At 72.7% G+C, this 26,352-nt stretch carries 23 protein-coding genes; 3 read left to right on the top strand and 20 right to left on the bottom strand.

Going from position 1 to position 26,352, the window contains the following annotated elements; all coding sequences use genetic code 11:
* From ACI3EY_RS13300 to ACI3EY_RS13315, 4 genes are all read right to left on the bottom strand, one after another.
* Positions 1-876, bottom strand: a complete 876-nt coding sequence (locus ACI3EY_RS13300) for a methylenetetrahydrofolate reductase (protein ID WP_405040706.1) — start codon at positions 874-876, stop codon at positions 1-3.
* Between the two features lie 576 nt (positions 877-1,452).
* Positions 1,453-1,920 carry a YqeB family protein gene (locus tag ACI3EY_RS13305; protein ID WP_405040707.1) on the bottom strand — a complete coding sequence of 156 codons (468 nt, stop codon included), beginning with the start codon at positions 1,918-1,920 and terminating at the stop codon, positions 1,453-1,455.
* A gap of 243 nt (positions 1,921-2,163) precedes the next feature.
* Entirely contained in the window at positions 2,164-4,647 is a 2,484-nt protein-coding gene (locus tag ACI3EY_RS13310; protein ID WP_405040708.1) for an ABC transporter permease, read from the bottom strand.
* Complete coding sequence (locus ACI3EY_RS13315) at positions 4,647-5,420, bottom strand: ABC transporter ATP-binding protein (RefSeq protein ID WP_405040709.1); 774 nt, start codon at positions 5,418-5,420, stop codon at positions 4,647-4,649. Before ACI3EY_RS13315 ends, ACI3EY_RS13310 begins: the two co-directional genes overlap by 1 nt.
* 145 nt (positions 5,421-5,565) lie before the next feature.
* Between ACI3EY_RS13315 and ACI3EY_RS13320 the strand changes: the two genes are divergently transcribed.
* Positions 5,566-6,411, top strand: a complete 846-nt coding sequence (locus ACI3EY_RS13320) for a hypothetical protein (RefSeq protein WP_405040710.1) — start codon at positions 5,566-5,568, stop codon at positions 6,409-6,411.
* A gap of 3 nt (positions 6,412-6,414) precedes the next feature.
* Here ACI3EY_RS13320 and ACI3EY_RS13325 read toward each other — a convergent pair whose 3' ends face one another.
* From ACI3EY_RS13325 to ACI3EY_RS13355, 7 genes are all read right to left on the bottom strand, one after another.
* The gene (locus tag ACI3EY_RS13325) at positions 6,415-7,128 is read right to left on the bottom strand and encodes a response regulator transcription factor (RefSeq protein ID WP_405036700.1); all 714 of its coding nucleotides are present in this window, start codon (positions 7,126-7,128) and stop codon (positions 6,415-6,417) included.
* Entirely contained in the window at positions 7,125-8,435 is a 1,311-nt protein-coding gene (locus ACI3EY_RS13330) for a sensor histidine kinase (protein WP_405040711.1), read from the bottom strand. The genes ACI3EY_RS13325 and ACI3EY_RS13330 overlap by 4 nt, the downstream gene beginning before the upstream one ends.
* A 77-nt stretch (positions 8,436-8,512) precedes the next feature.
* A complete protein-coding gene (hutI, locus tag ACI3EY_RS13335; RefSeq protein WP_405040712.1) occupies positions 8,513-9,739 on the bottom strand; it encodes an imidazolonepropionase in 1,227 nt (408 codons plus the stop codon).
* Positions 9,736-11,130, bottom strand: coding sequence for a formimidoylglutamate deiminase (locus tag ACI3EY_RS13340; protein ID WP_405040713.1), 1,395 nt, complete (start codon positions 11,128-11,130; stop codon positions 9,736-9,738). Before ACI3EY_RS13340 ends, hutI begins: the two co-directional genes overlap by 4 nt.
* Complete coding sequence (locus tag ACI3EY_RS13345) at positions 11,127-12,542, bottom strand: allantoate amidohydrolase (RefSeq protein WP_405040714.1); 1,416 nt, start codon at positions 12,540-12,542, stop codon at positions 11,127-11,129. Before ACI3EY_RS13345 ends, ACI3EY_RS13340 begins: the two co-directional genes overlap by 4 nt.
* 256 nt (positions 12,543-12,798) lie before the next feature.
* Positions 12,799-13,635 carry an ABC transporter permease gene (locus ACI3EY_RS13350; RefSeq protein WP_405040715.1) on the bottom strand — a complete coding sequence of 279 codons (837 nt, stop codon included), beginning with the start codon at positions 13,633-13,635 and terminating at the stop codon, positions 12,799-12,801.
* Positions 13,632-14,648, bottom strand: coding sequence for an ATP-binding cassette domain-containing protein (locus tag ACI3EY_RS13355; protein ID WP_405040716.1), 1,017 nt, complete (start codon positions 14,646-14,648; stop codon positions 13,632-13,634). Before ACI3EY_RS13355 ends, ACI3EY_RS13350 begins: the two co-directional genes overlap by 4 nt.
* Before the next feature lie 106 nt (positions 14,649-14,754).
* On the opposite strand from ACI3EY_RS13355, the gene ACI3EY_RS13360 reads away from it, so the two are divergent.
* Together ACI3EY_RS13360 and ACI3EY_RS13365 are read left to right on the top strand one after the other, a co-directional pair.
* Positions 14,755-15,699, top strand: coding sequence for a helix-turn-helix transcriptional regulator (locus tag ACI3EY_RS13360; protein WP_405040717.1), 945 nt, complete (start codon positions 14,755-14,757; stop codon positions 15,697-15,699).
* Between the two features lie 177 nt (positions 15,700-15,876).
* A complete protein-coding gene (locus ACI3EY_RS13365) occupies positions 15,877-16,371 on the top strand; it encodes an aminoacyl-tRNA deacylase (RefSeq protein WP_405040718.1) in 495 nt (164 codons plus the stop codon).
* Positions 16,372-16,450: 79 nt separating this feature from the next.
* Here the strand turns inward: ACI3EY_RS13365 and ACI3EY_RS13370 are convergent, their stop codons facing one another.
* From ACI3EY_RS13370 to dctP, 9 genes are all read right to left on the bottom strand, one after another.
* Positions 16,451-17,803, bottom strand: a complete 1,353-nt coding sequence (locus tag ACI3EY_RS13370) for a YjiH family protein (RefSeq protein WP_405040719.1) — start codon at positions 17,801-17,803, stop codon at positions 16,451-16,453.
* Position 17,804: 1 nt separating this feature from the next.
* On the bottom strand, positions 17,805-19,463 hold the full coding sequence (gene hutU / locus ACI3EY_RS13375; protein ID WP_405040720.1) for a urocanate hydratase: 1,659 nt from the start codon (positions 19,461-19,463) through the stop codon (positions 17,805-17,807).
* 84 nt (positions 19,464-19,547) lie between these two features.
* Positions 19,548-21,155 (bottom strand): histidine ammonia-lyase, encoded by a 1,608-nt coding sequence (hutH, locus tag ACI3EY_RS13380; protein WP_405040721.1) that lies wholly within the window; start codon positions 21,153-21,155, stop codon positions 19,548-19,550.
* Positions 21,156-21,213: 58 nt separating this feature from the next.
* Positions 21,214-21,933: an IclR family transcriptional regulator gene (locus ACI3EY_RS13385; protein WP_405040722.1), complete on the bottom strand. Its 720-nt coding sequence runs from the start codon at positions 21,931-21,933 to the stop codon at positions 21,214-21,216.
* A 13-nt stretch (positions 21,934-21,946) separates the two neighbouring features.
* Entirely contained in the window at positions 21,947-22,321 is a 375-nt protein-coding gene (locus tag ACI3EY_RS13390) for a cupin domain-containing protein (RefSeq protein ID WP_405040723.1), read from the bottom strand.
* Positions 22,318-23,481 carry a CaiB/BaiF CoA transferase family protein gene (locus ACI3EY_RS13395; protein ID WP_405040724.1) on the bottom strand — a complete coding sequence of 388 codons (1,164 nt, stop codon included), beginning with the start codon at positions 23,479-23,481 and terminating at the stop codon, positions 22,318-22,320. Before ACI3EY_RS13395 ends, ACI3EY_RS13390 begins: the two co-directional genes overlap by 4 nt.
* A 19-nt stretch (positions 23,482-23,500) precedes the next feature.
* Positions 23,501-24,787 carry a TRAP transporter large permease gene (locus ACI3EY_RS13400; RefSeq protein ID WP_405040725.1) on the bottom strand — a complete coding sequence of 429 codons (1,287 nt, stop codon included), beginning with the start codon at positions 24,785-24,787 and terminating at the stop codon, positions 23,501-23,503.
* Positions 24,784-25,311, bottom strand: coding sequence for a TRAP transporter small permease (locus ACI3EY_RS13405; protein WP_405040726.1), 528 nt, complete (start codon positions 25,309-25,311; stop codon positions 24,784-24,786). The genes ACI3EY_RS13400 and ACI3EY_RS13405 overlap by 4 nt, the downstream gene beginning before the upstream one ends.
* The gene (gene dctP, locus ACI3EY_RS13410; RefSeq protein WP_405040727.1) at positions 25,308-26,351 is read right to left on the bottom strand and encodes a TRAP transporter substrate-binding protein DctP; all 1,044 of its coding nucleotides are present in this window, start codon (positions 26,349-26,351) and stop codon (positions 25,308-25,310) included. Before dctP ends, ACI3EY_RS13405 begins: the two co-directional genes overlap by 4 nt.
* Position 26,352: the final 1 nt, after the last annotated feature.

The following is a 26,352-nucleotide window of genomic DNA, read 5'->3' on the forward strand; positions in this document are numbered from 1 at the left end:
CTAGGGGCCGGTGGCCCGGGCCCCACGGCCGGGGTGGAGAGGCTCGAGCGCATCCAGCTGCTGCCGGCGCCAGGCCTCGACCCGCTCCACCTGGTTGAAGGTGTAGAGGTGCAGGCCACAGATCCCGAGGCCCTCGTCCGCCGCCAGGGCCGCGACCCTGCGCACGAAACCGGTGCTGGAGAAGCCGGGCAGGGCGATCCGGGCGAGCACCCCGCGCTGCTTGCGCAGGAACCGGACCGAGTCGCCGACCCCGATCGTGGTCGCCATCCGGAGCAGCCGGGCGGGGTCGACCGGGCCGGGCACGCCGACGTGCACGGGCAGGGTCACGCCGCGCTCGCGCACCCACCGCAGCCAGGCGGCCAGCGCCGCGTCGTCGAAGGTCATGTTGGAGACGAGCGAGGTGGCGTGCCGGCGCTTGTCCCACATGGACTGCACCAGGACCTCGTCCGGGATACCGGGGTGGGACTCCGGGTAGCCGGTGATGCCGACGTGCTCGAAGGGCCGGCCCAGTTCGTCGAGGGCGAGCAGCAGCTCGAGGGCACCGTCGAAGGTCTCGGCGGTGCCGGCCGCGTCCCCGCCCGGGACGAAGACCTCGGTGACACCCAGGCCCTGCAGCCGCGAGACCAGCTCGGGCAGCGCGTCGCGGGTGACCATCCGGGCCGCCAGGTGCGGCACCACCCGGTAGCGCGGGGCCAGTCGCTCGACCACCGCCAGCGTGGCGTCCAGCCCGGTGGTCGGCGACGCGGTGACGGTGACGGTGCGGCCGGCCGGCACGTGCTCGTGCACCTGGTCGACGATGCCGGCCGACGGGAAGACCTCCAGGCGGGCGCCCCGGAGCAACGGCGCCAACGCCCGGGGGGCACGCCTGTTGCTCATGGCGCAATCATACTCGCCCTGCGCACCATCCGCACCCCCTCCCCGCCGAGCGTCGCCCGTGGTTGCCCTGCACCCCACCGAGCGTCGCCCGTGGTTGCCCGCCCGCGTGCTGCCCGGATGCCGACCCGGCCCTCGAGCCGGCCGGGTGTCCCCTCCCGGCCGGCCCGAAGGGCCTCCACCCGCGTGTCCCTGAGCGGGGAGGCCCCTGAGCCGTGGCGGCCTGGTCCTCATCCGAGCCGCACGACCGTCCTCGACAGGGCGGTCAGGACGTGGACGGACCGGAGCGGGGGCGCCGGGGATGGGGCTCCTGCTCCGATGACCCGCCGACGAGATGACACGGGCGAGAACGTGGCAACAACCCTAGGGCGGCCACACCCCGCGTGCAGGGGCCAAAAGTCCTGGATGCGGGGTGACCTTGGTCCCGTCCCGCGGCGGTATGCCGGGCCGGCCGGGTCTCTTGACCCGGCCGGCCCGTGGGGCCTCGACCCGCGCGTCGATGCGCGGGGAGCGCCCTCGAGCCGTGGCGGTGTGGTGTCCCTGCCAGCACCGCACGGCTGGTCGGTGGTGTCGGCGCCCTCAGCTCGACTCGTACGGGTAGCCGCGGGAGACGAAGGCCTCACGCACCGCGTCCCGGCCGGCATCGACCGACTTCGCGAAGATGACGCGGCCGCCCTGGCCGTCGATGTGCACCGTCTTGCCGTCGCGGTGGATGCCGACGATGTCGGCCCGCGGGACGGTCCGGCGGTCCTCGCCGTGCACGACGACGACCGCGTCGTCGTGCACCTCCAGCCCGTACTCATCAGCGATGACGACCATCGCGGCCACCAGGCCGAGCAGCAGCCCCACCAGGGGACGGACCACCAGCAGCCACCCCTGGTCCAGGCCCCCGACCCAGTCGAGCGCGCCGCCGAACGGCACGAACGGGACCTCGGCGAGCCACCGTGCCAACCATGGCGACGCCGCGAAGAGCGCCAGCCCGCCCCCGCCGAGCAGCGCGTAGGTCCACGCCTTGTCGGCGCCCGTCAGACCCAGGGAGGAGTGCATACCACCACGCTAGGGCGGTCGCCGGTGGGGCACATCCGACGAAGGTCGAGGCCTTCGCCGACTTTGGTCTGGGCCCGCGTGCGGTCTGGCCGGCAGAACCCCGTCCACCGCGGTGGAGGGTGTGGGGCCGGCCGGGCGTCCCTTCCCGGCCGGCCCCGGGGGCCTGCGACCCGCGTCCCTGCGCGGGGAGGCCCCTCGAGCCGTGACGGTGTGGTGTCCCTGCCAGCACCGCCCGACTGGTCCTCAAGCGGCGGCCAACCCCTGTGCGGGGGTGACCCGTGCCGCGCGGCGGGCCGGCAGCACGCTGGCCAGCACCCCGGCCAGCAGCGCCACGCCGACGATGATCCCGACCCGGCCCCAGGGCACCGCCAGCGACAGCGGGGTGCCTTCCGGGAGGATCGTCTGGATGCCCAGCGCGGCATACCCGATCCCGAGCGCGAGGCCCAGGCCGGCGCTGACCAGGGCCAGCAGCACGCCCTCGGTCAGCAGCATTCCGCGCATCTGGCCACGGGTGAGCCCGAGGCCGCGCAGCAGGGCGTGCTCGCGGTGCCGCTCGATCACTGACAGCGACAGCGTGTTGGCGATCCCGACCACCGCGATCAGCACCGCGACCCCGAGCAGGGCGGTGGCGATGAGCACCATCACGTCCAGGATCTGGGTGATCAGCGCACGCTCCGCCGCGGCGCCCTGGACGGTCATCCCGGCGTCCGCGGTGAGGTCGTTGATGGTGGTCATGGTGGCCCCCACGTCGGCGTCGTCGTCCAGCCGGATGAGGACCGCGCCGGGCTGCAGGTTGTCCCCGCCCCCGGACAGCGACTCCAGGTCCTCCGGCTGCAGCGCCATCCCGGCACCGCCCAGGCCGAGCTCGATGACCGTGAGGTCCTGGCTCCCTCCGGGTCCGGTGACAGTGAGGGTGTCGCCCGCCTCGACGCCCTGGACGGCTCGGTCGAAGGAGCCCAGCCCGACGGTGCCCGGGGCCAGGGCGGCCACCAGGTCCTCGCTGCGCAGCACCTGCTCCGCGGTGGCCGGGTCCAGCGCGGCGGCCGGGCCGGGGCCCCTGTCACCGACCTCGAGGTATGCCGTGTCCACCACCTGCGCGGCGCGGACCCCGTCCACCCCGGCCAGCCGGTCGACCAGGGCGACGTCGACGGCCGTGGGCCGCGGCGTGTCATCGTCCAACCCGGGCTCGGTCTGGGCCACCAGGTCGATGGCGTAGGCCTGGTCGATCTCGCCCAGGGCGGTGCGCTCGCCCGAGGCGGCACCCACCGAGGTCATCGTGATCAGGGTGACGCCGACCAGGAGCGCGGCGCTGGTCGCGGCCGCCCGGCCCGGGTTGCGCACCGCACCGGCGACCGCGAGCCGTCCCGGCACCCCGGCCGGTCGGGCGGCGAGGCCCAGCAGGCGCACCAGGGCAGGCACCACGACCACCGCGGCCAGCAGCACACCGACGAAGGAGACCAGCCCGCCGGCGACGCCGAGCAGCACCTGCCGCTGGGCGGCACCGAGCACCATGAGGCCGGTGCCCCCGGCGACCAGCAGCACCGCGAGCAGGACCCGCACCGGGTTCACCCGCGAGGACGCGGCCGGCTCGCCGCTCGGGCGCAGCGCCGCCAGCGGCGACACCCGGGTGGCCCGGGCCGCCGGCCACCAGGACGCGAGCATGGTGATCGCCACGCCCACCACGACCGGGACCACCAGGCTGAGCCAGCCGACCTCGAGGCCGGTGCCCAGCGGTATACCGATGTCGGCGTTGCGGCCCAGGGTCAGCAGCAGCTGCGCGAGCCCGACCCCGCCGACGACACCGACCACGGAGGCCAGCGTTCCGAGCACCACCGCCTCGATGAGGACCGAGCGCCGCACCTGCGCCCGGGTGGCCCCGACGCAGCGCAGCAGCGCCAGCTCCCCGGTCCGCTGGGCCAGCGTGATGGTGAAGGTGTTGGCGATGACGATCGCGGCGGTGGCCAGCGCCACCGCGCCGAAACCGAGCAGGATCGAGCCGAGCACCAGGGTCTGTCCGGTCAGCGCCGCGACCCGGTCGGCGGCGGCCTCCGGCCCGGTCTGCAGGACGGTGCCCGGCAGCACCTGGGCCAGGGCGTCGCGCACCTCGTCCACGGTCGCCGAACCGGCCACCGTCACCTGGGCGGACTCGTAGGAGAGCAGCGGGTCCAGCTCGCGCAGCGTGGCGTCGGTGGCCAGGAACCCCTCGTTGTAGCTGAGCGAGTGCACGTCTCCGGGGTCGACGACCCCCACCACGGTCAACCCGAGCCGGTCACCGGGGCTGCCCTCGGCGGTGCGCGTGGTGAGCGTGAGCTCGTCCCCGACGGACACCTCCCCGGCCAGGGCCTGGTTGACCGTGGCCTCGCCGTCGGCCGCCGGCATCCGACCCTCCAGCAAGGTCATCCCCCCGGCCGGCACGGAGGTGCCCACCAGGAAGCTGTTGCCCCGGTCGACACCCACCGTCGTATCCGCGACGACCTCGTCCACGCCGTCCACCGCGGCGACGCGGTCCACGTCCTCGGCGCCCAGCCAGGTGCTGTCCTCCCCGGTCACGACCAGGTCGGCGTCGCGCAGGCCCCCGGCGACCGCCTCCTCGAGCCCGGTCTGGGCGGTGGAGACGACCACCAGGCTGGTGGTCAGGAAGCCGACCCCGATGAGGATCGCCACCGCGGCCGAGACCAGCCGGCGACCGCGCGAGGCAAGGCCGGCGGTCATCCACCCGGCCGCCATCAGGCGACCTTCCCGACGTCCCGGATGCCGGCCAGCACGGCGTCGGCGTCCGGGTCGATGATCTCGCCGGCGATCCGGCCGTCGGCGAGCAGCAGCACCCGGTCGGCGACCGCTGCGGCGCTCGGGTCGTGGGTGACCATGACCACCGTCTGCTTCCACTCGTCGACCGAGCGCCGCAGCAGGGCGAGCACCTCGGCACCGGTGGTGCTGTCCAGGGCGCCGGTCGGCTCGTCGGCGAAGATGACCTCCGGGCGGGTCACCAGGGCGCGGGCCAGGGCGACCCGCTGCTGCTGTCCGCCGGAGAGCTCACCGGGCCGGTGGTCCAGCCGCCCGCCCAGGCCGAGGGCCTCGATGACCGTCTGCTCCCAGCCCGCGTCGGCCGTGCGTCCGGCCAGGTCGAGCGGGAGCCGGATGTTCTGCCGGGCGGTGAGCGTGGGCAGCAGGTTGAACGCCTGGAAGACGAACCCGACCGACTGCCGGCGCAGCCGGGTCAGCTGGGCGTCGGACAGCGAGGTCAGCTCGTGCTCACCCAGGTAGGTGCGGCCCCCGGTCGGGGTGTCCAGGCCGGCGAGCAGGTGCATCAGGGTCGACTTTCCCGAGCCGCTCGGCCCCATGATCGCGGTGAACCTGCCCGCCTCGATGCCCACGGACACCCCGTCCAGGGCGGTCACGACGGTCTCCCCGCGGCCGTAGGTCTTGGTCAGGTCGAGGGCGCTGGCGGCGAGCGCGTTCCCCTGTCGCGGTGCGGTCTGCGTCGGTGCTGTCTTCGTCATGCTCCTGACGGTATGAACCCCAGGTCGCCGCCCACATCCACCGGTGGGCCCACGTGCTCCGACCACCGTCCACCCCAGGTATGAGGTCGCTCACGACAGGCATACTGGTCACCCCCTTCGGGGGCCGAGTCGCCGAGGAGCACCTATGGAGCAGCAGACCAGGTCCGTCCTGGACGTGACCTCACCCCGGTTCGCCGTCGCGAGCCTCCTCGGCGCGGCGGCCGCCGCACTGCCGGACCCGCATGCCGGTCCCGCGAGCAGGTACCTCTCCCGGGTGGCTGGAGCGGCCTTCGCCGGCTTCTGGGGCGCGGCGATCGTGCGCCGCACCGGCCCGCTCCTCGTACCGGGAGAGTGGGCAGGTGCCACCGGGCTCGCGTTGCTCACCGCCGCCGCGGCCCCGCTCAACGAGAAGCTGGACGCCCGGATGGTGGCGGCCCTGGACCGGCGCAGGGTGCCACAGCCACGCGTCTGGTTGGCTCTGCTCACGGCGGGTGGCGCCGCCCTCGGGGTCTGGGCCGAGCGACGAGACGCAGCGGCGAGTGCCGACGGCGCCGGGCTCACCGACGCCGAGCCCCCGGCGGTGCCACTCACGCCCGAGCAGCACGAGCTCCTGCGACGGATGCTGGCCGCCCGGTCGCTGCCCGGCTCGGACGTGCTGCTCTCCCAGCTTCACGGAGCACGATCGACACCCTGGGAAACACAGCCCGTGCCCGACCTCCCCCTGGTGGTCCCGGGGTCGAGCCCGCGGGTGGTGCCGCACCGCCAGCAGTGGCCGGTGCGGGCCCGGTGGACCGTCGGGAACGGCCAGGAGGTCGAGGCGTCCGTCTGGATCGACGAGGGCCACCTCACCCATCTGAGCGTGCTGCCGCTGATCGAGGACGCCGACCCGGTCGAGCAGACGGTGCTGATGGACGGGTCCTTCGACGGGTGGCCCGACCCTGACCGGCCTACCATGGTCGCGGAGACCGACGAGGGTCTGCGTCCGGCCTGAGTCCTACTCGGGGCGTCCGACCAGCCCGGTCTCGTAGGCGGTGATGACCATCTGCACCCGGTCCCGCAGCGAGAGCTTGTGCAGGACCCGGCCGATGTGGGTCTTCACCGTGGCCTCGGCCAGGAACAGCTCGGCGGCGATCTCGCTGTTGGTCAGCCCGCGCCCCACCGTCTCGAGCACCTCACGCTCCCGTTCGGTGAGCGGCTCCAGCCGGCTGGTGGCGGCCCGTCGTCGCGCGGCGGCCTGCCCGGCGGAGTCGGCCTCCGGAAGGTCGGGCACGAAACGTTCCAGCAGCCGCCGGGTGGTCGAGGGCGCCATCGCCGCGTCACCGGCGTGCACGGCGCGGATCGCGGAGAGCAGCTCGGCCGGGCCGGCGTCCTTGAGCAGGAAACCGGCGGCGCCGGCCTTGAGGGCGGCGAAGACGTACTCGTCCAGGTCGAAGGTGGTCAGCACCAGCACCTTGGCGTCCTGGCTGGGTGAGCCCTCGGCGAGCAGCCGTCGGGTGGTCTCCACCCCGTCTAGCCGCGGCATCCGGATGTCCATCAGCACCACGTCGGGACGGGTGGCCTCGACGGCGTCCAGGGCGGCGAGGCCGTCGGCCGCCTCCCCGACGACGGTCATGTCCGGCTGCGCGTCCAGCACCATCCGGAACCCGGCCCTGACCAGCTCCTGGTCGTCGACGAGGAAGAGCCTGATCGGGCCGGTGGTCTCGCTCACTGCTGTTCTCCCGTGGTCCTGGTGCCGGTCGCCGTGCGGTCGACCGGGCTGCTGCTGTCGTGGCCCGTGCCCTGCCCGGACACCGGGATGGTGGCGACGACCTCCCAGCCCCCCGTGCGGCGCGGCCCGGTATGCACGCTACCGCCGAGCACCTCGACCCGTTCCGCCATACCGATGATCCCGTGGCCGGCGTCGTCGTCGGTGGCGCTGGCCGCGCCCAGCCCGTCGTCGGTGACCCGCACCAGCAGCACCGCGGGGGTGCGCAGCAGGTCGACGTCGACGCTGGCCGACGGGCCGGCGTGCTTCATCGCGTTGGTCAGCGACTCCTGCACCACCCGGTAGGCGGCCAGGTCCACCGCCTGGGGCAGGTCGTCCACGGTGCCGCGCACGTGCGCCTCGACGGGCACCCCCGAGTCCCGGACCCGTTGCACCAGGTCGTCCAGGTGGGCGATCCCCTGCAGCGGGGAGTAGTCGGCCCCGCTGCCGGGCTCGCGCAGCACCCCGACCAGGGTGCGGGTGTCGGCCAGCGAGGTGCGGGCGGTCTCGGCGAGCGTCGAGAGGGTGGCGGCAGCGCGCTCCAGCGCCGCCCGGTCCGCAGCCATCCCCGGCTCCCGCTCCAGCGCCTGGCGGGCGGCGTACAACCCGCCGTCGGCCTGGACCACCACCACGGCGAGGGAGTGCGCGACCACGTCGTGCATCTCGCGGGCGATGCTGGCGCGCTCGTCCTGGGCGGCCAGCCGGGTGCGCTGGGCCTGGTCCCGGGCCAGGGCCCGGTTCTGCTCGGTGAGCCGCGCGATCACCGCGGTGCGGCGGCGGACCACGTCACCGAGGACCCAGGACACCCCGACGAAGACCGCCATGAAGGCGAACTGGAAGACGACCAGGGTGAAGTACTGGGCGGGGTCGTAGGGGATCCTCGACCAGGCCAGGGCCGCCACCACCGCACCGATGATCCCCATCCCGAGGACCACCTGGGAGTGGCGGCGGCTGCCGAAGGCGGCGGCGCTGTAGACCACGATCGGGACCGTGATGTTCGAGGCCAGCGGCCCGGTGTTCAGGAACACCTGGAGCAGGCAGGCCGCGGCGACCGCGAGCGCCACCGGGAGCGGGTGCGAGCGGCGCCACAGCAGCGGCACCACCTGCAGGACGCCGAGCACGAAGGGCTCCGCACCGTTGGGGCCGCTGGAGCCCAGCACCCAGAGCAGCAGCACGACCACCAGCGTCACGTCGACGAGCCGGGTCCGGCCCCCGAGCACGCGCCAGGCGGACCCCACCGAGTCGCGGACCGCCTGCATCGTCTCCTTCACGCCCACGAGCGTAGGCGAGAGCCACCCGACCCCGCGTCATACCAGGGTGGCGTCCTGGTGCGACCGGGGTCGCAGCCTCAGACCTCCAGGGCGCGGACCACCGGCGTGCCGACCCGGTAGGGGATGTGCAGCCAGCTGGGGGCGTCGACCACGGCCAGGTCGGCCGGGCCGCCGACGCGCACCCGCCCCAGGTCCGGACGGCGCAGGGCCCGGGCCCCGCCGACGGTGGCCGCGCGCAGCGCCTGCGCCGGGGTCATCCCCATCTCCCGCACCGCGAGCGCGATCATCAGCGGCATCGAGGAGGAGTAGCAGGTGCCCGGGTTGCAGTCGGTCGCGAGCGCCAGCGAGACCCCCGCCTCGAGCAGGCCCCGCGCGTCCGGATAGGGCTGCCGGGTGGAGAACTCGACACCGGGCAGCAGGGTGGCGACGGTGTCGCTGCCGGCCAGCGCGTCCACGTCGTCCTCCGACAGGTAGGTGCAGTGGTCGACGCTGGCCGCGCCCAGCTCCACCGCCAGCCGCACCCCGGGACCGTGGCCGAGCTGGTTGCCGTGCACCCGCAGCTCCAGTCCGGCGGCGCGCCCGGCCTCCAGCACCCGGCGTGACTCCTGCTCGTCGAAGGCGTGCGGGCTGGCCGGCTCGCAGAAGACGTCGACCCAGCGGGCGTACGGGGCGCAGGCGGTGAGCATCTCCCCGCAGACCAGGTCCAGGTAGGCCTCCCGCCCGGGGGAGCCCGGGCCCGCCTCCCCGCGCATCCCCGGCGGCACCACGTGGGCGCCCAGGAAGGTGGTCTCGGGGGTGACCTCGCGGGCCAGACGCAGCGCGCGCACCTCGTGCTCGACGTCGAGGCCGTAGCCGCTCTTGATCTCCACGGTGGTGGTGCCCTGGGCGCGCATCTCGGAGACCCGGTGCTGGAGCAGGGCCCGCAGCTCGCTATCGGAGGCGCCGCGGGTCGCCTCCATGGTCAGCGCGATGCCTCCGCCGTCGTAGGCCTGGCCGGTCATCCGGGCGGCGAACTCGGCCGACCGGTCGCCGGCGAAGACGAGGTGGGCGTGGCTGTCGACGAAACCGGGGATCACGGCCTTGCCGCCCAGGTCGACGGCCCAGTCGGCCTGCGGCGCATCGGCCGCCGGGCCGACCCACTCGACGACCGGCGTGGTGTCCTCGCCGCCCCCGCCGATGACCACGGCCGCGTCGGTGAGGACACCCAGGCCCTCGGCGAGCGACGCGTCGGCGCCCCCGCGGCGGTCCTCGACGGTGTCGTCGCAGGTGACCAGCTCGCTGATGCCGGTGATGAGCATGCTCATGATCGCGTGTCCTCTCGCTCGTCCCGCGGCGGCTGCTGCCACAGCGGGGTGATGGCCTCGTGCAGCAGGGCCCCGACGTCGCCGAGCCGGTGCCGCCCACCGGCGACCACCGTCTCACCGTCGACGACGACGGTGTCCACGTCCGCCGCGGTGGCGCTCAGCAGCAGCTGGGCGGGGTCGCTCCCGGCGGTGCGCACGGTGTCGGTGCGGACGGCGACGAGGTCGGCGCGGGCGCCGACCTGGATCCGGCCGGCGTCGGGCCAGCCGATGCTCTCGTGCGCGGTGGCGGCGGCCAGCAGCGCGTCCGGGCTGAGACGTCCACGCTCCAGGGTGGCGAGCCGTTCGTGCATCTCGAGGGCGCGGGCCTCCTCCAGCAGGTCCACGACGGCGTGCTGGTCCGAGCCGAGGGACAGCCGGGCGCCGGCGTCGCGCAGGGCCCGGGCGGGGCCGATGCCGTCGGCGAGGTCCCGTTCGGTGGTGGGGCAGAAGCAGGCCCAGGTGTGGTGGGCGCCGAGCAGGGCGATGTCGTCGTCGGTGAGGTGGGTGGCGTGCACCGCGGTGAGGTCGGGGCCGAGCACCCCCTCGGCCTCGAGCAGCCCGGTCGGGGTGAGCCCGTGGTGGTCCAGGCACGCCTGGTTCTCGGCGGGCTGCTCGGACAGGTGCAGGTGCAGGGGTCGACCCGTGCGGCGGGCCCAGGCGGCGACCGGGCGCAGCTGGTCGCGGGGCACCGCGCGCACCGAGTGGATCGCGGCGCCGACCCGCAGGTGGGCGGGGCCGCCGTCGGTGTGGTCGCGCAGGTCGTCGACCCGCAGCGACCAGGTGGAGGCGTCCCCGTCGCCGAAGCGCAGCTGGGTCCCCTCCAGCGGGGTGTGCCCGGCCGCGGTCAGGCCACCGACCAGGTAGCAGGTGTCGAGCAGGGTGAGCCGGACCCCGGCGTCGGCCGCCGCCCGGACGAGGGCCCGCCCCATGGCGTTGGGGTCCATGTAGCGCCGTCCGCCCGGGCCATGGTGCAGGTAGTGGAACTCCCCCACCGCGGTGATCCCGGCCAGCGCCATCTCGGCGTAGGTGGCCCGGGCCAGCGCCAGGTAGCTGTCCGGCTCGAGGTGGGCGGCGACGGCATACATCCGCTCCCGCCAGGTCCAGAAGGTGCCGCCGTCGTCGTGGGTGCGCCCGCGCAGCGCCCGGTGGAAGGCGTGGCTGTGGGCGTTCGCGAGGCCGGGGAAGACGACCCCGGGCAGTCGGGTGTCCCCGTCCTGTGCCGGGGCGCCCGGGATGACCTCGGTGAAGCGGCCACCCGCGATGGTGATGCGCACGTCGCGGGCGAGTCCGTCCGGGAGGTGGGCGTGGCCGGCGTGCAGGGTGGTGCTGCCGGTGGCGCCGGTGGTGGTCACGGCACGGGGACCGGGTTGGCGGGGCCGGTGAGGTCGGCGACGCAGGCCGCGAGCGCGGCGACGCCGGCGTGGCAGTCGTCGGCCTCGGCGTGCTCGGCCGGGCTGTGCGAGACCCCGGTGGGGTTGCGCACGAAGAGCATCGCGGAGGGTATGCCCGCCCCCGCCAGGATGCCGGCGTCGTGCCCGGCCCCGGTCCCGAGCACCGGCACGCTCACCTTCGCCGGCGCTGAGTCCCGACCGGGCGCGCGTTGTGCACCCACCGGGCGCGCGTTCTGCTCCGACCGGGCGAGCGTTGTGTCCCGACCGGGCGCGCGTTGTGCACCCACCGGGCGCGCGTTCTGCTCCGACCGGGCGAGCGTTGTGTCGCCACCGGCGGACAGGACGCGGACCAGGCGGTCACTCAGCTCGCCGTGGAATCGGGTGGTCGGGGTCCACGACTCCTGGGTGACGGTGGCCCCCGCCCCGGCAGACCGGTCGGTCAGCTCCTCGACCATCACCCGCACCTGCCCCTCGTCGGCGCCGCGCGCATCGAGCCAACCGGTGACGTGCGACGGTATGGCGTTCACCCCGCCGGGTGTGACCCGCACCTTGCCGACGGTCGCCACGCAGCCACGGTCGCCGGCGACCTGACGTGCCGCCAGCACCAGCTCGGCATACCCCAGCATGGCGTCGCGACGGTCGGCCAGCGCAGTAGTGCCGGCGTGGTTGGCTTCGCCGGGGAAGTCGAACCGCCAGCGGCCGTGCGGCCAGATGTCGCTGGCCACCGCGACCGGGACGTCGAGGTCGACCAGCGCACGGCCCTGCTCGACGTGCAGCTCGACGAAGCACCCCACCCTGGCCAGCGTCTCCGGGTCGGGCCCGAGGTGGTGGGGGTCCCGGCCGATGGCGACGAGCGCCTCGGCGTAGGTGGTGCCCTCGGCGTCGGTCAGGGCCAGCGCCCGGTCGGCGGTCAGGGCGCCGGTGAGCACCCGGGAGCCCGCGCAGGCGATGCCGAAGCGGGCGCCCTCCTCGTCGACGAAGTTGGTCACCGCCACCGGGACGTCCGGGCATACCCCCTGCGCGCGCAGCGTGTCGACGGCGGCGAATGAGCTCACCACGCCGAGCGGCCCGTCGAAGGCGCCGCCGTCGGGGACCGAGTCCAGGTGCGATCCGATGACGACGCCCTTGCGGCCCGCGCGGGCCGCCTCGTCCACCGTGCCGGGACCATCCCACCACCAGGCCCACTGGTTGCCGACGCGATCCTCGACGAGGTCGAGACCCCGGGAGGTTGCTTCCCCTGCGAACCACTCACGGAGCACGGCGTCCTGCGCCTTCAAGGCGAAGCGTCGGTAGCCACCGCTCGCGGCCCGGCCGACCGATTCCAGGTCGGCCCACATCCGGTCGAAGGTGGCCGTGCTGCTGTGGGTGCTCACGACCTCGACCCTAGGGCGGACCAGGGCGCCAGGGCACCTGCCGGGCGTCTCGGAGTGTCTGAGATATCAGACAGGAGCCCATCCGAGCGTCTCGGAGTGCCCGACCGGGCGTCCCGACATGCCCATCCGAGCGTCTCGGAGTGCCCGACCGGGCGTCTCGGAGTGCCGCGGAAGCACAGCGCTCGCCCGGTCAGAACACAACGCCCGCCCGGTCGGAACGCAACGCTCGCCCGGTCGGAACAGGGGGGAGCGGCGGTCAGCCGGCACTCCCACGCATCGACCTGATCCCCACGGCCAGCCCCACCGCCGCGGTCACCAGGGCTGCCGCGAAGCCCGTCCCCACCTCCGTGCTGAGGACCTGACCGGAGAACAGCGCGCGCTCGGCGTCGACCACGTAGGTCAGCGGGTTCGCCCGGGCCAGGGCCTGCATCCATCCGGGGCCACCGTCCAGCGGCAGCAGCATCCCGGACAGGATCATCAGCGGGAACAGGAAGGTCTGCTGCACCACCCAGAACATCCAGTCCTGCTTGCGGACCGCGATCGCGAGCGCATAGCTCAACGAGCTGATCCCGACGCCGAGGACGGCCAGCAGCGCCAGCCCGAGCACGGCGCCGAGCGGGTGCAGCGTGAACCCGAAGGGCAGCATGACGAGAACGATCACCGCGGCCTGGGCGACCAGCGTGACGATCTCCTTGAGGGCGCGACCGAGCAGCAGGCTGGAGCGCGCCAGCGGGGTCACGAGCATCCGTTCGTGAGCACCCGTCTGCATCTCGAAGAGCAGGTTCGAGCCGACGGTGCTGGAGCCGAACAGCGAGATCATCACCAGGATCGCCGGAACGAACCACTGCCAGACGTCGCCACCGGGCAGGCCGCCTCCCAGGTTGCCGGCCAGCAGCGGCCCGAACAGCGCCAGGAAGAACAGCGGCTGGACCAGCGAGAAGATCACCGAGAAGGGGTCGTGCAGGGTGGGTCGCAGCTCCCGGGTGAGCACGATCCAGGTGTCCCGCGGCAGGGAGCGTGAGGGCGGCCGCGAGGTCGAGGGACTGTGAGAGCTGTCGGGGGTCTCAGGGAGGGTGATGGTCCGGGTGCTCATGCTGCGTTCTCCTCGGTGGGGGCGTCGCCGGCGCGCAGGCTGCGGCCGGTGAGGTTCAGGAAGACGTCGTCCAGGGTGGGTCGTCGGACCTGCACGTCCTGGATCTGTATGCCGTCCGCGTCGGCGACCCGGACCAGCTCGGTCACCCGCTGCGAGCCGTGGCTCAGGGTGGCGTGCACGACGGGCGACCCGTCCGGCCGGACGGACCGGCATACCTCCGGGCGGGCCGCCGCATCCGGTTCCCCCGCGGCCCAGCCCTGCAGGTGCCGCATCAGGCGGTCCGCCTGCTCCGGGGTCGTGGTGGTCACCGTCATCCGGTCGCCGGCGTGCAGGCTCTTGAGCCGTTCCGGGGAGTCGTCGGCGATGACCTGGCCGTGATCGACGATGACCACCCGTTCGGCCATCGCGTCCGCCTCGTCCAGGTAGTGGGTGGTGAGCAGCAACGTCATCCGGCGCTGCTCCCGGAGGGCGCGGATGTGCTCCCACAGGTTGGCCCGGTTGTGCGGGTCGAGACCCGTGGACGGCTCGTCCAGCACCAGCAGCTCCGGGGCGTGCATCAACCCCATCGCCACGTCGAGGCGGCGGCGCTGACCCCCGGAGAGCTCGGAGACCTTGGCCCGCTCCTTGCCGGCCAGGTCCAACCCGCCCATCAGCTCGGCGGCCCGGCCGCGCGCCGCGGCCCGGGACATACCGAAGGTGACGCCTTGGCAGACCAGCTCGTCCGCGGCCCGCTGGCCGTGCCCGGCCCCGTTGCCCTGGCCGACGTACCCGAGCCAGTGGCGCACCTGCTGCGGCTCGCGGGCCACGTCGAAGCCCGCCACCCGCACGGACCCCGCGGTGGGCGTCAGCAGTGTGGTGAGCATCCGCATCGTGGTGGTCTTGCCGGCGCCGTTGGGGCCGAGGATCGCGACCGTCTCCCCCCGGTCCACGTGCAGGTCGACGGCGCGGACGGCGTGCACTTTTCCGGTGCGGCCGACGACGAAGTCCTTGGTCAGCCCTCTGGCCTCGATCACGATCTGACTCCTGTGCTGTGGCGGATGCGCGGAGTGCCCGGCGCACGACCCACGCTAGAGAGAGTTGTGGTCAGGTGCTGGCCGCTACTGCTGGCAGAGTGAGGCCATGGCCCATCCATCCGGACGCATCCTCACCCTGCTGTCGCTGCTGCAGACCCGACGGGACTGGTCCGGCGACGAGCTGTCCGGGCGCCTGGACGTCAGCCCTCGCACGGTGCGGCGCGACGTGGACCGGCTGCGCGAGCTCGGTTACCCGGTGCAGACCACCCGCGGCCCGGCGGGCGGGTACCGGCTCTCCCCCGGTGCCGACCTGCCGCCGCTGCTCTTCGACGACGAGCAGGCCGTCGCGATCGCGGTGGCGCTGCAGACCGCCACCACCGGGGTCAGCGGCGTGCAGGATGCGGCGCTGCGGGCGCTGGCGACGATCCGGCAGGTGCTGCCCTCCCGGTTGCGGCACCGGGTGGACGCCCTGCAGGTCACGGCGGTCCCGACCCGGGGGTCCCTCGACCGCTCGGCGCTCGACCCGGAGGTGCTGCTGCAGGTCGGTGTCTGCTGCCGCGACCACCAGCAGCTGCGGTTCGACTACGTGGCCCGTGACGGCACCGCCTCCCTGCGGCGCACCGAGCCGCACCGCCTGCTGAGCCGGGGTGGTCGCTGGTATGCCGTCGTCTGGGATCTCGACCGCGCGGACTGGCGCACGTTCCGGGTCGACCGGATGACGCCGCGGATCCCCGTCGGGCCGCGGTTCAGCCCGCGGCCGCTGAGCGAGACCCAGGTCGCGGGCCTGCTACAGCCCGCCCCGGGCGTCGCGGCCTGGCCGGCCCGGGGCACGGTGCTGATGCACGCCCCCGCCGAGGCGATCGCGCGCTGGGTGCGCGAGGACCAGGGCGTCGTGACGGCCCTGGACGAGAGCACCTGCCGGGTGGAGATGGGGGCCTGGTCCTACGGCGCGATCATCGCCTACCTGCTCCTCTTCGAGGTCGACCTGGAGGTGCTCGACCCGCCGGAGCTGCGGGAGGCCGCACAGCAGGTGGCAGGCCGACTCCGCTGACCGGGCGTCTCGGGTTGCCTATCCGGCCGTCTCGGGTTGCCCATCCGAACGTCTCGGGTTGCCCGACCGAACGTCTCGTCGTGCCGTGGCAGCACAACGCTCGCCCGGTCGGAACACAACGCTCGCCCGGTCGGGGTTGGGGGTGGGAGGGAAGAGAGACAGGGATAGCCTGCGGGGATGAGCGCTGAGCGGGCCAGGGCCGCGATCGAGGCCTCCGGGCTGGAGCACACCGTCACCGAGCACGGTCGTGTCGCCAGTCTCGAGGAGGCCGCGGCCGCCCGAGGCGTTGAACCGCGCGACATCGTGAAGACCCTGGTGGTGCGCCGGGCCGAGGGCGACCACCTCTTCGTCCTGGTCCCCGGCGACCGCGAGATCGCCTGGCCCAAGCTGCGCGAGCTGCTCGGTGTCAGCCGGCTCTCGATGCCGGACGCCGCCACCGCCCAGCAGGTCACCGGGTATGCCCGTGGCACGATCACCCCGTTCGGCTCCCTCTCCGCGCTCCCGGTCGTCGCCGATGCCTCGTTGACCGGCGACCCCGCACGCACCATCTCCTTGGGAGCGGGCGCGCACGGGGTGGCCGCGACCCTCAACGCCGAGCAGACCCTGGCCTACCTGGACGCCCAGGTCGCCGATGTGACCAGCACGCCCACTCATAGCGCTTCGTTGTCCTGACGCACTGCTGCACCGCGACATCAGGCCCATAAGGCGCCATGAGTCGCAGCGCGCCGCAGCACCGCCCCCGTCGGATGACCTAGAACAGCAGCAGGCCCACCGGGATCGCCAGCACCAGGCTGAGCACCACCCGCTCGAACCAGATGATCAGCAGCCGCGGGATGGACACCGGGATCCGTGTCCCCACCAGCGAGGGCACCATCGCCGAGAAGAAGATGATCTGGCTGACGCAGACGACCGCGACGACATACCGGACGGACATCGCGGACTCGGTGACCAGCGCCGCCGGCAGGAACATCTCCGAGACCCCGAGCGCCGCGGCCTTGGCGACAAGCAGCGGCTCCGGGATCTGCAGCGCCCAGGTGATCGGGTAGAAGAGGTACCCCAGCCAGTCGAAGAGCGGGGTGAACTCGGCCAGCACCAGCCCCAGCAGCCCGATCGACAGGATGCTCGGCAGGATCGCCATCGCCATCGTCACCCCGTCCCGGAAGGTGGAGAGGATGACGCGCCCGACCCCGGGGTCGGCGGCCACGGTATGCCGGGCCTCCCGCCACGCGGTCGCCACCCGTCCGCCGGTGACCGGGGCCTCCGGCGCGTACTCCACCCCGGGGGCCGTCTCGTCCGGGATCCGGGACAGCGGCGGGATCCGGACGGTGACGGCGGTGACCAGGAAGGTGATCAGCAGGGTGGACCAGAAGTAGAGGCTCCAGTGGCTCATCAGGTCGAGGGCGTTGGCGACGACGATCATGAAGGTCGCCGAGACCGTCGAGAAGCCGGTGGCGATCACCATCGCCTCCCGCTGGGTGTACTTGCCCTGCAGGTAGACCCGGTTGGTGATGAGCAGCGCCAGCGAGTAGGACCCGACGAAGCTGGCCACCGCGTCGATCGCCGACCGGCCCGGGGTCCGGAAGATCGGTCGCATCACCGGCCTGGCCAGCACCCCGATGAACTCCATCAGGCCGTAGCCGACGAGCAGCGCCAGGAAGACCGCACCGATCGGGACGAGCAGCCCCACCGGGATGACCAGGGCGTTCATCAGGAACGGCCCCATCCCCTCGGCGAACAGCCAGGCCGGGCCCACCTCGAAGACCAGCATCACCCCGACCACCAGCCCCACCGCCCGGGCGATCGAGAACACCAGGTCGGTGGTGCTGCGCCGCCACGACCCGGTCACCCAGGGGTGGATGGCGCCGGCGACGATGAGTGCGAGGGCATACCAGGGCAGCGCCGCCGGGACCGCCCCGCGCACCCAGGTGACGATGTGGTCCAGCCCGATGGTGCTGGTCCCGCCGATCGTGACCGGCACGAAGAACATGACCACGCCGATCGCCGAGTAGACGAAGAACTTCCACATCGGCGCCGCGACCGGCTCGTCCGTCGATGTCACCGTCGTCGGCTGGGCCGGTCCGCCCGGCCCGCCCGAGGTGCTCATCTCAGTCCCCCTCGCGCATGGGGACCCGCACGCCGCGCTCGGCGGCGACCTCGTCGGCCCGGTCGTACCCGGCGTCCACGTGCCGGATCACGCCCATCCCCGGGTCGTTGGTGAGCACCCGCTCCAGCTTCTGCCGGGCCAGGTCGGTGCCGTCCGCGACGGACACCTGCCCGGCGTGCAGCGAGCGCCCGATCCCGACCCCGCCGCCGTGGTGGATGGACACCCAGGACGCCCCGGAGGCGGTGTTGACCATGGCGTTCAGCAGCGGCCAGTCGGCGATCGCGTCGGAGCCGTCGGCCATCGCCTCGGTCTCCCGGTAGGGGCTGGCCACCGATCCGCAGTCCAGGTGGTCCCGGCCGATGACCAGCGGCGCGCTGACCTCACCGGAGGCCACCATCTCGTTGAACCTCAGCCCGGCCTTGTCCCGCTCGCCGTAGCCCAGCCAGCAGATCCGCGCCGGCAGCCCCTCGAAGGAGACCCGGTCCTGGGCCCCGCGGATCCACTTCTGCAGGTGGTCGTTCTCGGGGAAGAGGTCCATCACCGCCTGGTCGGTCGCGGCGATGTCCTTCGGGTCGCCGGACAGCGCCGCCCACCGGAACGGGCCCTTGCCCTCGCAGAACAGCGGCCGGATGTATGCCGGGACGAACCCGGGGAACTCGAACGCCCGGTCGTACCCGCCCTGGCGGGCCTCGTCGCGGATCGAGTTGCCGTAGTCGAAGACCTCGGCACCGGCGTCCATGAAGCCGACCATCGCCTCCACGTGCCGGGCCATCGAGGCCTGTGCCCGGTCGGTGAACTCCTCCGGCTTCTTCTCCGCGTACTCGTGCCAGTCGGCCAGGTCGATGCCCTCGGGCAGGTAGGACAACGGGTCGTGTGCCGAGGTCTGGTCGGTCACCACGTCGATCTCGACACCCCTGCGCAGCAGCTCGCCGAAGACCACGGCGGCGTTGCCGACCACACCCACGGACACGGCCTCCCGCGCGCCCTTGGCCGCCATCACCCGTTCCACGGCGGCGTCCAGGGAGTCGGCGACCTCGTCCAGGTAGCGGCTCTTGACCCGCCGTCGCAGCCGCGCCTCGTCGACGTCCACGACGAGGCATACCCCGCCGTTGAGGGTGACCGCGAGCGGCTGGGCGCCGCCCATCCCGCCGCAGCCACCGGTCAGGGTGAGGGTCCCGGCGAGGCTCCCGGCGAACTTCTTGGCGGCGACCGCGGCGAAGGTCTCGTAGGTTCCCTGCAGGATGCCCTGGGTGCCGATGTAGATCCACGACCCGGCGGTCATCTGGCCGTACATCGTCAGGCCGAGGTGCTCGAGCCGGCGAAACTCGGGCCAGGTCGCCCAGTCACCGACCAGGTTGGAGTTGGCGATGAGCACCCGCGGCGCCCACTCGTGGGTGCGCATGACACCGACCGGGCGTCCGGACTGGACCAGCATGGTCTCGTCCTCGCGCAGGTCGGTGAGGGTGCGCACCATCGCGTCGAAGGACCTCCAGTCACGGGCGGCGCGACCGGTGCCGCCGTAAACGACGAGGTCGTCGGGACGTTCGGCGACCTCGGGGTCGAGGTTGTTCATCAGCATCCGCATCGGGGCCTCGGTGGCCCAGGACCTCGCGGTGAGCTGGGTGCCGCGCGCTGCGCGGACGGGACGGGCGCCGTCCATGGTCGTCTCCTTCGACTCGGGTGTGCGGGGGTCGGTGGGTGGGGTCGTGGTCGCGCGGTGTCGGTGTTCCTGACGGGGTTGGCGTCAGTGCAGCAGGCCGGTGACCCGCTCCGCGGCGGCGCGCACCGCCCCGTCGGCGACCAGCTGGTATGCCGTCTCGATCTCGGGGCTGAGGTAGCGGTCCGGGCCGGGGCCCTCGACGCCGGCGGAGCGCAGCAGCGCGACGACGGCCGCGGTGGCGGGCGCGGGGGTGAGCGGGGCGCGCAGGTCGAGGGCGCGGGCGGCGGTGAGCACCTCGACGGCGACGACCCTGCCCAAGCCGTCGACAGAGCGTCGCAGCTTGCGGGCGGCCCCCCAGCCCATGCTCACATGGTCCTCCTGCATGGCCGAGGAGGGGATGGAGTCCACGCTCGCCGGGGCGGCCAGCCGCTTGAGCTCGCTGACGACGGCGGCCTGCGTGTACTGCGCGATCATGTGCCCGCTGTCGGTGCCCGGGTCGTCCGCGAGGAAGGGCGGCAGCCCGTGGTTGCGGGCGACGTCGAGGAAGCGGTCGGTGCGCCGCTCGCTGATGCCGGCGACGTCCGCGGCCACGATCGCCAGGAAGTCCAGCACGTGCGCGACCGGGGCGCCGTGGAAGTTGCCGTTGGACTCGACCCGCCCGTCGGGGGTGACGACCGGGTTGTCGACGGCGGCGGCGAGCTCCCGGTCCGCGACCGTGCGGGCATACCCGCAGGTGTCCCGCGCGGAGCCGTGCACCTGCGGGGAGCAGCGCAGCGAGTAGGCGTCCTGCACCCGGGTGCAGGCCTCGGTGCGGTGCGACTCCCTGATCTCGCTGTGTCGCATCAACAACCGCAGGTTCTCCGCGGAGCGGGCCTGACCCGGGTGCGGGCGCAGCGCCTGCAGGTCGGCGGCGAAGACGTCGTCGGAGCCGAGCAGGCCCTCGACGCTCATCGCGGCCGCGACGTCCGCGGTGGTGAGCAGGGTGCCGAGGTCGTGCAGGGCGAGCACCAGCATCCCCAGCATCCCGTCGGTGCCGTTGATCAGCGCCAGCCCCTCCTTCTCGGCGAGCTCGACCGGCGCGATCCCGGCCCGGGCCAGCGCCTCCCCGGCGTGCAGCAGCTCCTGCGCACCCTCGGCCCAGAGGTCCCGGGGAGAGCCGGCGGCCGGGCCGACCCGGACCATCCCCTCCCCCATCACCGCGAGCGCACAGTGGGCCAGCGGCGCCAGGTCCCCGGAGCAGCCGAGCGAGCCGTGCTCGCGGACCACCGGGCTGAGGCCGGCGTTCAGCAGCGCGGCGTACGCCTGAGCGGTCTCCGCCCGGACACCGGTCCGGCCGGTGGCCAAGGTCGAGAGCCGCAGCAGCATGGTGGCGCGGACCACCTCGCGCTCGACCTCGGGACCGGACCCGGCGGCGTGGCTGCGGACCAGGCTGCGCTGCAGCTGGGCCCGCTTGTGCGGCGGGATGCTGGTGTTGGCCAGGGCGCCGAAGCCGGTGGAGATCCCGTAGTGCGGCTGGGTGTCCCCGGCCAGGTCCTCGATGATGGCGCGGGTGGCCGCGATGCCCGCCAGCGCCTCCTCGGACAGGGTGACGCGGGCTCCGTGCCGGGCGACGGCCACGACCTCGCTGGGCGAGAGCGGGCCGACATCGACCACGACGTCGGTGGGCATGTCGGGCTCGGGGAGACGACTCATCCCCCTAGTGGAGCGGGTATGCCGTCCGCCCGTCACCCCCTGGGCAACGCCTGGTGTCTCAGATATCAGATATCGTCTCGGACGCTGCCATCAGCTCCTGCGCGTGCTGCGCGTAGTCCACGAGGCTGTCCTTGACCCGACCGGACGGACCGGCTATCGAGATGGCCCCCAGCAGTCGCCCCTCGTGCTCGAAACGGATCGCCACGGCCGAGACCTCGGTCATCGACTCCCGCCTGTTGAAGGCGAAACCGCTGTCCCGGACGGTGTCGAGCTCGCGCAGCGCATCGGCCTGCACCACATCGCCCGCCTGCCCGGAGATGACAGTTGCGGCATCCTGCCTGTCCGCGAGGAAGATCTTCCCGCAGCTGGTCGGCCAGAGCGGGCGCCTGACCCGAAGAGGTGCCCGGTAGGACACCGAGTGGCTCGGCGTCAGACTCTCCAGGTAGACGACCGAGTCGGCGACGGGAACCCCCAGCGTGACGGTCTCGTCCAGGTCCGCCAGCAGCGCCTCACGCAACGGCCGCGTCAGCTCCGCGATGGAGGACTCCCTCGACAGCAGCAGCGCGTGTGCCCCGTGCCCGATGCGGTATGCCGGGGGCGTCCCGCCTTCCTCGATGTACCCCTCCGCGACGAGCCCCCGCAGGAAGCCGTGCACCGTGGACCGGGGAGCAGCGAGGTGGCCGGCGACCTCGACCAGGCTGACTCCCTCGGGTCGGGTGGCGACGAGCTCGAGGATCCGGATGACGCGGCTCACGGTGCGGTGCTGGGCGACGGGCATCCTGCCATTGTCCTCAGGCGTCGTGCGTGAGGATGTCGTCGGCCTCGAGCGGAGGCTGGTAGACGTTGACCAGGACCACGGGTCGGTCCCCGTCGACGATGAACTCGTGCCACACCTCGGGTGCGATGTAGACGGTGTCACCGGGGCCGAGGCGGTCCGCCCGGCCGTCCAGGTCGATCGAGCAGTGGCCCGACAGGATGTGCGTGACCTGGGCGCTGCGACGATGGGCGTGGCGCTCCGCCGCACCACCGGGCTCCAGGCGGCCGTGCACCAAGGACAACCGCCCCTCGGTCTGGCTGGCGTCCACCAGCCGGTGGTTGGTGGTGCCCGTGTGAGCCACGGGGGTGTACGGGCTCAGCTCGTCCCAGCGAGAGATGGGGTCGGTCACGGTTCGTCCTCTCCATATCCGTCCAACAGTGTCCGGTGCTGGCCGGCGAACGGGGCCGGGCCGACCGGTCCGGTGGGTGTTGCGCTGTACGTCAGTCCCGGGCTGGTCGACCAGTACGACCCGATGCTCGGATGGTCTGCCCGCCGCATCGAGCCTCGTCCGCGGAGGTAGGTGTCCGTGACGAGGTCCTCGATCGCGACCACGCGCTGCACCGGGATGCGCGCGTCCTGGCACCGCTGCTCGACCTCGTCCATGGTCAGCGGCCCCACCCACTCGGCGATCGCCTGCTGCACCGCCTCGGTGTTGGCGACCCTGGCCGCGTGGTCCGCCGTCCGCGGGTCACCGATCAGCTCCGGCCGCTGAGCCAGCGCACAGAAGTATCCCCAGTCCCTGTCCGTGTAGGGAAGGACACAGATCCAGCCGTCGAGACAGCGCTGTGGTCTGCGGGTGGGGTTCACCGTCCGGTGCCATCCCGCCGGCCCACCCGGAGGGTCGAAGGTGAAGTCGTTGAGCTGCTCGACACAGTTGAAGTCGGCCATCACGTCGACCATCGGCACGTCGACCCACTGCCCTGCGCCGGTGACATGGCGGCTGTGCAGCGCGGCCAGCGTGGCGTAGACCATCGACAGACCACAGATCTTGTCCGCCATCACGTAGGGCGCATACCTCGGCTCCCCGTCGGACTTGCCGTACACGTCGCACACCCCCGAGGCCGCCTGGACCGTGTCGTCGTAGGCCGGCAGGTCGGCGAGGTCGGAGTCGCTGGCATACCCCTGTGCGGTGCACAGGATGAGCCGGGGGTTGAGACCCTGAACCGCTGGCCAGTCCAATCCGTACGCTGCGCGCCGATGGGGAAGCAGGTTCGTCAGGACGATGTCGGCCTTCTGCATGAGGCGTCGGAGCGCCGCACGGCCGTCCTCGGTCTTCGCGTCGATCTCGACACTGCGCTTGCCCTCGTTCAGCGTCAGGACCGCGCCGTTCATGGCGCGGCCCCCCGGTGCCGCGACACGGCGCAGGACGTCCCCGCCGGGTGGCTCGACCTTGATCACGTCAGCACCGAGCTTGGCGAGCAGGCGTCCGGCCATGGGGGCCATGATCACACTGGAGACCTCGACCACCCTCACTCCGGCCAGAGGACCGTCGGACGGGACATTCGACACGGGACCACCTTCGACTAGGTCACATCATGTTGGGCAGGAACAGCACCAGCCCGGGGGCCAGGAACAGCAGCACGGCCACCAGGAAGACGGCCACGGCGAAAGGAGTGGCGCCCCAGAAGACCGTCTCGACCGGCAGCCGCGCCGCCTTGGCGACGACGAACACGTTGAGGCCCAGGGGCGGGGTCATCAGGCCGATCTCCGCTAACAGCACCACGATGATGCCGAACCAGATCGGGTCGTACCCGAGGAGCGTCACGATCGGCAGCGTGACGGGGACCGTCAGGGCGATGATGGCGAGCTGGTCCATGAAGAACCCGAGAGCCAGGTAGCCCAGGGCCAGCAGCGCGATGATCGCCAGCGGAGGCAGTGGCAGGGCCTCTGCCATCTCCACGAGCCGCGGAGTCACCCGTGTCTCGGTGATGAAATGACCGTAGACGTGGGCCGCCACGATGATCGCCAGGATCATGATGGACGTGGACAGCGAGTCCCGCAGGCTCACCCGGATGTTCTCCCAGGTGGCCGTCCCCTTCATCACCATCAGCAGGAAAGCCCCCAGCACACCGAGGGCGGCCGCCTCCGTCGCGGTGGTGATGCCCAGGAAGACCAGACCCACCACTAGGACGAAGAGGAAGACCATCGGACCCACCGCGGACAGACTGCGCACCTTCGCCCGCCACGGGTATGCCTGACCAGACGGAGCCGTGCTCCCAGGCCGTGCGATCAGGACGAAGACGGTCAGGAGAAGGGCCCCCGCCACGAGCAGACCAGGCACGATGCCGGCGATCAGCATGGCTCCCACACTGGTCTCGGCGGTGATGGCGTAGAAGACGAGCAGGACGCTCGGCGGGATCATCGCGGCGAGGGTGCCGGCCGCCACCACGACCCCGGAGCTGAAGCTCGTGCTGTAGCCCTCGTCGATCATCCGTCTGGTGGAGGTGTGCGCCAGTGTGGCCGCGGCCGCCATCGACGAGCCGGAGACGGAGGCGAAGACGGCGCCCGCTCCGACCGAGGCCACCGCCGTGCCCCCGGGCATCCGTCCCACGCAGGTGGAGACCGAGTCGAAGAGCCGGTCCAGGACGCCACTGTGCAGCACGAACTGCGCCATCAGGATGAACAGCGGGATGGCAGCCAGGGCGTTCTTCCCTGCTGCCGACTGCGGAATCGTCTGCAGCACGCCGAACACGGCGGAAGGGCCGCCGACGAGGAGCATGCCGACGATGCCGGACCCGAGGATCGCGAAGACGATGGGGACCCGGATGAGGATGAGGACGAGCAGGAGCACCGTCACCAGCGCGGCGACCATCATGCGGTTGCCCCCCGACGACGGACGACCCAGGAGTCGATGAGGACGACAGCTGCCCCGGCCGCTCCCAGGGGTAGGAACGTCCGCCACACCCAGGTGGGGATGGGCAGCTGCGCCGACAGCGGCGGAGGCACGGCGCCCACCTCGAACATCTTCCACGCGATGGCGGTGCCAGCCGCGAGCAACGTGAGGTAGCAGACCATCTCGAGGGCGGCCGCGACCACGGTGCACACCCGCTGCAGGCGCGTGGGCAGCCGTTCGAAGACCATCCCCGCGCTGACGTGGGCTCCGCTGGCGCAGGCCCAGGGCAACCCCAGGAAGACGATGCCCGGCAGGAGGAGCTTCTCGATCAGGGAGATGTTCCAGCCCAGCGGTGCACCCACCAGGTAGCGGGAGAAGGCTTCAACGACCATCACCACCGTGAGGATCGCGAGCAGGACGAATGTGCTCCATCGGGACATGTCCACGATCCGCCCCGCGACCCGTCCCCGAGGCCTCTGAGCGTTGTCGATGTCCTCGGTGATCATCGGGCCTCCTCGTGCCGGGCGAGCGCTGCCTCGTACTCGCGCAGCACGCGTGAGCCGGGCAGTCCGATGCCGTCGAGACTTCCGGCCCAGTCCAGCCGCACGGCATCCAGCTCCTGCCGCCACTGCTCGCGTCCTTCACCGGTCACCTCGGTGAGGATGACGCCTTTGTCACTCAGGTAGTCGCGCCCCTCGTCGTGAAGTCGATCGAGCGCAGCGCACAGGGACTCGTTGGCGGCGACGCCGGCCGCGGTCACGTCCTCCTGCTGATCGGCGGTGAGTCCGTCCCAGGCCTCCGCGGAGATGACATAGGGAATGCCGACCGAGCCGATGTTGAGTCCGTCGGTGCTGTACCGGGCGACCTCGTCCAACCGGTAGGGGACCACGCTCAGGAAGGGCATCGCCGTGCCGTCGACGGTCCCTCGCGCCATGGCTTCGTAGGTGTCTCCCGCCGGCATGCTGACCGCTGCAGCGCCGGCTCTCTCTACCGTCACGTCGAAGGCGCCTCCTGAGGACCTCAGGATGAGGCCCTCAGCATCCTCGGGTGAGGTGACCTGCCGGTCCGCGGTCAGGATCTCGTAGTTCGGGATGATCGAGATCCAGAGGGGGCGAACACCGAGCGGCTCGTACTCCTCCTGGTAGAGCACCCCGTCCTCGCTCAGCAGATCCATCATCGAGCGCGCCGCGACGCAGGCGTCGGTAGTCATGTTCGGCAGGTCGGACACGCTCGACAACGGCAGCTGGTCCTCCAGGTACGCGGCACTCGCCGGCGCCACCGAGACCACACCGGTCTGGGCCAGGATCGCCAGATCCTGGGGACCGCCCATCTGCCCTGCCGGGAAGTACTCCACGGTGAAGCCGGCCTGCTCGAGCCCGTCGACGAAGACCTGGGCGCCATGCTCGCCGAACGGGTGCGTCAGCGGATAGCTGTCCGCCAGTCGGAGCACCGGCCTCTCCACGTCCGACGCATCCGCGCCGCCGGTCGCGCACCCGGCGAGCAGTGCGGCCGCACCCGCGGCGACCATCCCTGTTCCTCGTCGCATG

This window comes from Serinicoccus shuyuelongi, from assembly GCF_045032955.1.
Taxonomy (GTDB): Bacteria; Actinomycetota; Actinomycetes; order Actinomycetales; family Dermatophilaceae; genus Ornithinicoccus.

What these genes read in the sequence shown, in the direction of transcription:
- ACI3EY_RS13385 (WP_405040722.1), bottom strand. Translation starts at nt 21,933, where the DNA reads ATGCCCGTCGCCCAGCACCGCACCGTGAGCCGCGTCATCCGGATCCTC.
- ACI3EY_RS13315 (WP_405040709.1), bottom strand. Translation starts at nt 5,420, where the DNA reads ATGACGAAGACAGCACCGACGCAGACCGCACCGCGACAGGGGAACGCG.
- ACI3EY_RS13360 (WP_405040717.1), top strand. Translation starts at nt 14,755, where the DNA reads ATGGCCCATCCATCCGGACGCATCCTCACCCTGCTGTCGCTGCTGCAG.
- hutU (WP_405040720.1), bottom strand. Translation starts at nt 19,463, where the DNA reads ATGGACGGCGCCCGTCCCGTCCGCGCAGCGCGCGGCACCCAGCTCACC.
- hutH (WP_405040721.1), bottom strand. Translation starts at nt 21,155, where the DNA reads ATGAGTCGTCTCCCCGAGCCCGACATGCCCACCGACGTCGTGGTCGAT.
- ACI3EY_RS13305 (WP_405040707.1), bottom strand. Translation starts at nt 1,920, where the DNA reads ATGCACTCCTCCCTGGGTCTGACGGGCGCCGACAAGGCGTGGACCTAC.
- ACI3EY_RS13370 (WP_405040719.1), bottom strand. Translation starts at nt 17,803, where the DNA reads ATGAGCACCTCGGGCGGGCCGGGCGGACCGGCCCAGCCGACGACGGTG.
- ACI3EY_RS13405 (WP_405040726.1), bottom strand. Translation starts at nt 25,311, where the DNA reads ATGATCACCGAGGACATCGACAACGCTCAGAGGCCTCGGGGACGGGTC.
- ACI3EY_RS13300 (WP_405040706.1), bottom strand. Translation starts at nt 876, where the DNA reads ATGAGCAACAGGCGTGCCCCCCGGGCGTTGGCGCCGTTGCTCCGGGGC.
- ACI3EY_RS13365 (WP_405040718.1), top strand. Translation starts at nt 15,877, where the DNA reads ATGAGCGCTGAGCGGGCCAGGGCCGCGATCGAGGCCTCCGGGCTGGAG.
- hutI (WP_405040712.1), bottom strand. Translation starts at nt 9,739, where the DNA reads ATGAGCATGCTCATCACCGGCATCAGCGAGCTGGTCACCTGCGACGAC.
- ACI3EY_RS13350 (WP_405040715.1), bottom strand. Translation starts at nt 13,635, where the DNA reads ATGAGCACCCGGACCATCACCCTCCCTGAGACCCCCGACAGCTCTCAC.
- ACI3EY_RS13320 (WP_405040710.1), top strand. Translation starts at nt 5,566, where the DNA reads ATGGAGCAGCAGACCAGGTCCGTCCTGGACGTGACCTCACCCCGGTTC.
- ACI3EY_RS13310 (WP_405040708.1), bottom strand. Translation starts at nt 4,647, where the DNA reads ATGGCGGCCGGGTGGATGACCGCCGGCCTTGCCTCGCGCGGTCGCCGG.
- dctP (WP_405040727.1), bottom strand. Translation starts at nt 26,351, where the DNA reads ATGCGACGAGGAACAGGGATGGTCGCCGCGGGTGCGGCCGCACTGCTC.
- ACI3EY_RS13400 (WP_405040725.1), bottom strand. Translation starts at nt 24,787, where the DNA reads ATGATGGTCGCCGCGCTGGTGACGGTGCTCCTGCTCGTCCTCATCCTC.